We start from the raw sequence: 4,313 nt of genomic DNA, 5'->3' as shown, positions 1-4,313 counted from the left end.
TGCGGCCGCCCGCCCGCCGCCAGCCCAACCCGTCCCGCATACCCAACCCCGCGGTGAGCACCGGCCCGCGCCGCCACCCCGGCCCGGGCCCGGGCGCGCCGGCGGGGCCGGCCGCCGGGGCGGTGGCGGCCGGCTCCTCGGTGACCCGCCGCACCCGTACCCGGTAGTGGACGTCGTCCAGGTGCAGGTGTGAACCCTCGTGGGCGCGGTGTTCGGCCTGGGAGTACGCCGACGTGCCCTGCGCGTAGTCCGTCCTGCGGCTCCAGCCCATCGAGACGCCGATCTTGAGCAGCCAGTTCAGTGGCGGGCCCATGCCCAGGCCGGCGGCGATCCGGCGTCCGAAGCCCACGCTGCGCCCGCCGCCCGTGCCGGCCTGCCCGCGCCGCATCGTGTCCAGCCGAACGGTCGCACCCCCCACGTCGGAGAACCGCTCCCAGCGGTGGTGGGGGATCGCCTCGACCGTCATCTCCAGACCCACCCCGGACTTCTCCCGGCCCACGATGCGGGCACCTCGCGGGGCGGTGAACGCGGAGGGCTGGTCGGTCAGCAGGCGCAGCAGTTCCGTCTCGTCGAACCCGGTGCGCACCGCGGCCGGGAGCTGGTCGAGTATCTGCCGCGCCGCCAGTTCGGGCGAGCGGAGGGTGAGTACGCCGGGGCCGGTGAGCAGACCGGTGGGTGAGCCCTGCGGCGCGCCGTCCGGGGCGGTGTCGCGGGGGTCGGCGCCCGGCCTGATGAGGACGGCGGGCAGCCTGCTGCCGTCGTCGAAGGTGACCGTGCGGGGTGCCGGCCCCGGGGGGTGGGCGTCCTCACCGGTCAGCAGACGGGCGGGCCGGTGCCGTTCCAGCTGGGTCTCCAGCGGCACCGGATCACCCCGGTCGGGGGTCTCCGCGTCGTCGGGTCCGGTGATCCCGCCCATGCTGCGCAGCCACTCCCCGAACGGGTCGGCGTCCCGCGTCTCTTGGAGGGCCGGTGGCACGGGGGGTGCGGCCGGGTCGGGCCCGGGCTCCGCGCCCGGTCCGGGGGCGGGGACCAGGGCGTCGTAGTGGTCCCTTCCGTTGTAGGCCAGGTGCAGGGTGCCCCCGGTGCCGCCCGGGTGCACCTGGGTGACGAGGAGCGGGCCCGTGGCCGCCGGGTCGGGCCGCACGAGGCGCAGGTCGAGGTCGAGGGTGTGGGCCAGCGCCTCGGGGAGCAGGTCGGCGAAGGGGGACGACCAGAGCCCGGGGCGCTCCGCGGCGGCGGCGAGCAGGCCGCGTCCGCCGAGCCGCCGCGCGTCGGCGGGTGTCGGTGCCACCTCGGCGAGCTGCGGGTAGTCGCTGTCGGCCAGGATCCGCTGCCACCGCACGGGGTCGCCGTCGGTGACGACCTCCCGCGCGACGCGGTTCCAGTGTTCCGTGACGCGGCGCTGCCCGTCCGTGTCGTGGACCCCGGCGAGCGCGCGTATCCGCAGGTCGTCGAGCACGGTGAACACCGGGTCCGGCACGGCCGTGTCGGCCACGCCTCCCAGCTCGGAACCGGCGACCCGGTCGCGCACGAGGGCCCGCAGCCCGGCGATGTTCCGCGCGGCCCAGGCGGGTGGCACGGCCCGGCTCCGCGCGCTGTCGAGGGTCGCCCGGAAGAGGCAGTCCCCGTCGCCGCGGGCGTCCACCCGGTGGAACGTGAGGCCGTCCGCCCGGACGAGGGGTGCACGGCCGGCCGTGGCCACGGGATCCTCGGCGAACGTGTGCAGGCTCCCGGCCGGGCTGTCCGGCCTGCTGGAGGGGGGCGTGGCACCGGACCTGCGGCGGGTCAGCTCGGCGGTGTCCTCGGGGCCGAGGCCGAGTTCGGACAGGGGCAGCGGGTCGTCCGACAGCGACCAGGCGACCTCCGCCGACGGGGCGTAGGCGAGCCCGCGCACCTCTTCCCTGGAGACCGGCGTGTCGGGGGGCAGCCGGGGAAGGGGCGGGGGCAGCAGTTCGTCGAGCGTGGTGGCGGGCCCGGCGGCGTCCCGCAGCCCGGCGGCCGCGCTCAGGAACGCGGTGTACTGCTCGGGTGTCGGATCGGCCTGGGGGCCGCCGGTGGCGGCGTGCCGGTCGGTGACCATCCGGCGCAGCAGGTCGGGGGTCATACGGCCGTCGCCGTAACGTGCCGCACTGCTCTCCCCCAGCCAGCGCAGGCCGTCCACGTAGGCGAGGCCGGCGAGGAGTCGCCGGTTCCCGGGGCGCTTCTCGGCGTCCGGCCCCAGAGCGTCGCGCAGGGTGCGGATCTGCTGGAGGGTGCGGGCGCGGGCGAACACGTCGGCCGGGCCGGGGCCCACGTGCAGGCCCGCGTCCCGGGCCGCGGCGTCCAGTGCCTCGCCGTCGGGTTCCGGGGTGAACAGCCGCCAGCGCCCCGGCCCGTCCGGGCCCTCGGTGAGCACGGCGCGGACGTCACCGGCCCGGTCGCGGGCCGTGCCCACCTCGGTCGTCGGCGCGTACACCGGCCGCCCGGTCCGGTTCGCCACGTGCTGCGCCACCGGCAGGCCCGCTACATCGGGCTGCCGTCCCGTCTCGCAGGAGTACAGCACCAGGGGACGGTCCTCGTCACCCTCCACCGCCCATGCCTTGAGCGCCTCACCCAGCTGCACACCGCTGACCGTCACACCGGGCAGGGCGGGGTCGTCGGTGCCGAGCGTGACGGTGCGGGGCGTGCCGTGCGTGACGAACCAGTCGGCCCCCTGTTCATCGTCCGCCCCGGGAAGAGGGGCCGGCGGACCGGTGAACACGGTACGGGGCACGGGCGGCGGCGCCTCGCTCCCGGCCTCCGCGTCCGCGGGGGCCGGGGCCGGGGCGGACACGGTGCGCACGCCCCGGAAGGTGTCCTGGCCGAGGAGCGCCCGGCGCCCCGCGTCGCGTGCCGTACCGTCCTCGGCCGGACTCTGCGAAAGGGTGAGCGTCCGCACGGCACGGCCCGGTGCGGGCCGGTCCGTCGCGTCCGGTACCAGACGCCGCACCTGCGCCAGGGGCACGGTGCGGCCGTCGAGGGTGACGACGGCCGGTTCGTCGGCGGGCCGCCGCGGACCTCCTCCGCCACCGCCGGCCGTGCCCGGCGCGGGACGCACGACGATCCGGGCCGGTGGTGGCGGAAGTGCCGCCGGCGGTGTCACCGGGGAGGTCTCCGGGGTGGCCGGCGGGGGCGGTGGCGGGGTTCCGCCGCCGCGTGCCGCGCCCGGAGCAAGGGCCGGTTCTCCGCCGCCGGTCCGGCCGGGGCCGCCTTCACCGCCCTCCAGGTACAGGTCGGTGGCCGTCTCGCCACCGGGGCGGGGCGGGGCGGTGTGCTCGGCCGGTGCGGGCGCGGGGGTGGCCGCCGGGTCCGGTGCCGGGCCCTGGGCGCGTACGAGGGGCGCGGTGTCGTCGGGCTTCGCCGGCGTGTGAGTGGTGGTGGAGGGGACGACCGGGGCGGTATCGGCCGTCCCCGCGCTCCGGGTGACCGGGCGGGGCATCGGGCCGAGTGCGTCGGCGAGGGGCAGCAGCACGTCAGCGCCCGGGAACGAGGCGTCCACGCTGCCGCTGTCGTCCGTGACGCCCACGGCGTCGGGGGTACCCGGGGCGTCCGTGGCATCAGCCCCGCCCCGGGCCTCCGGGGCTTCGTCGGCCACCGGAGCGCCGCTCGTGCCGCCGGCCGGTGCGGCGGGCGCCGGACCGGCGAGAGGACGGACCCGGACCGGGGCGTCCGGGCCCTCGCGGGTCAGCTCGACCGCCGCGCGTATCCGGCGTCCCGATCCGTCCGGTACGGCCGGTGGCCCGAGCACCACGGCACGGTCGGTCCCGGCCCCGTCCAGCAGTTCGGCCGCCTCCGGCGAGCCCTCCCCCGGCGGCGGGCCCTCCGAGACGACGACCGTCAGAGGCCGGCCCTGGATCGTGCGGGGGCCCACGGCGTACGTGGTGTCGGGCTCGGGTCCGGGCGTGCCGCTGACATCGCGCTCGTCACCGGTGTGGGCGAACGACCCGACGGTGGCCACCTCGGGTGGGGCGGGCGTGGTGCCGACAGTCGGGACGGGCACGGCGGTCGTGTCGTCGTCGGCCCGAAGCGTGCCATCGGCTCCCGCGTCGGCCGCCGGCGACATGGCGTTGGTGGTGGTGTCGACAGTCGTGGGGGTGCCGGTGTCGGCGGCCTGGGCGGGCACGTCCGGTCCGGGAGCCGGGGCGGCGTCGCTCCCGGGCGGGTCGGTCACCGTCCGGGAGGGCGCACTCCCCGGGGCGTCGTCCGTGGCGGCCCGAGAACCGTCCACCGGGGCAGCGGCGTCGGGCGTCCGGGGTCCCTGCGGCGCCCCGACCGCGGGAACCGGGCCGCCACCG

Annotated in this window: 1 pseudogene; it reads right to left on the bottom strand. The window is 78.1% G+C overall.

Going from position 1 to position 4,313, the window contains the following annotated elements:
• Window positions 1-4,246: pseudogene (locus tag ABZ371_RS29620) on the bottom strand (hypothetical protein); the annotation flags it as partial.
• Between the last annotated feature and the right edge of the window lie 67 nt (window positions 4,247-4,313).

This window comes from Streptomyces sp. NPDC005899, assembly GCF_040629645.1.
GTDB lineage: Bacteria > Actinomycetota > Actinomycetes > Streptomycetales > Streptomycetaceae > Streptomyces.
The sequence above is the reverse complement of the archived record's forward strand: the minus strand, read 5'-3'. Positions and strand labels throughout refer to the sequence as shown.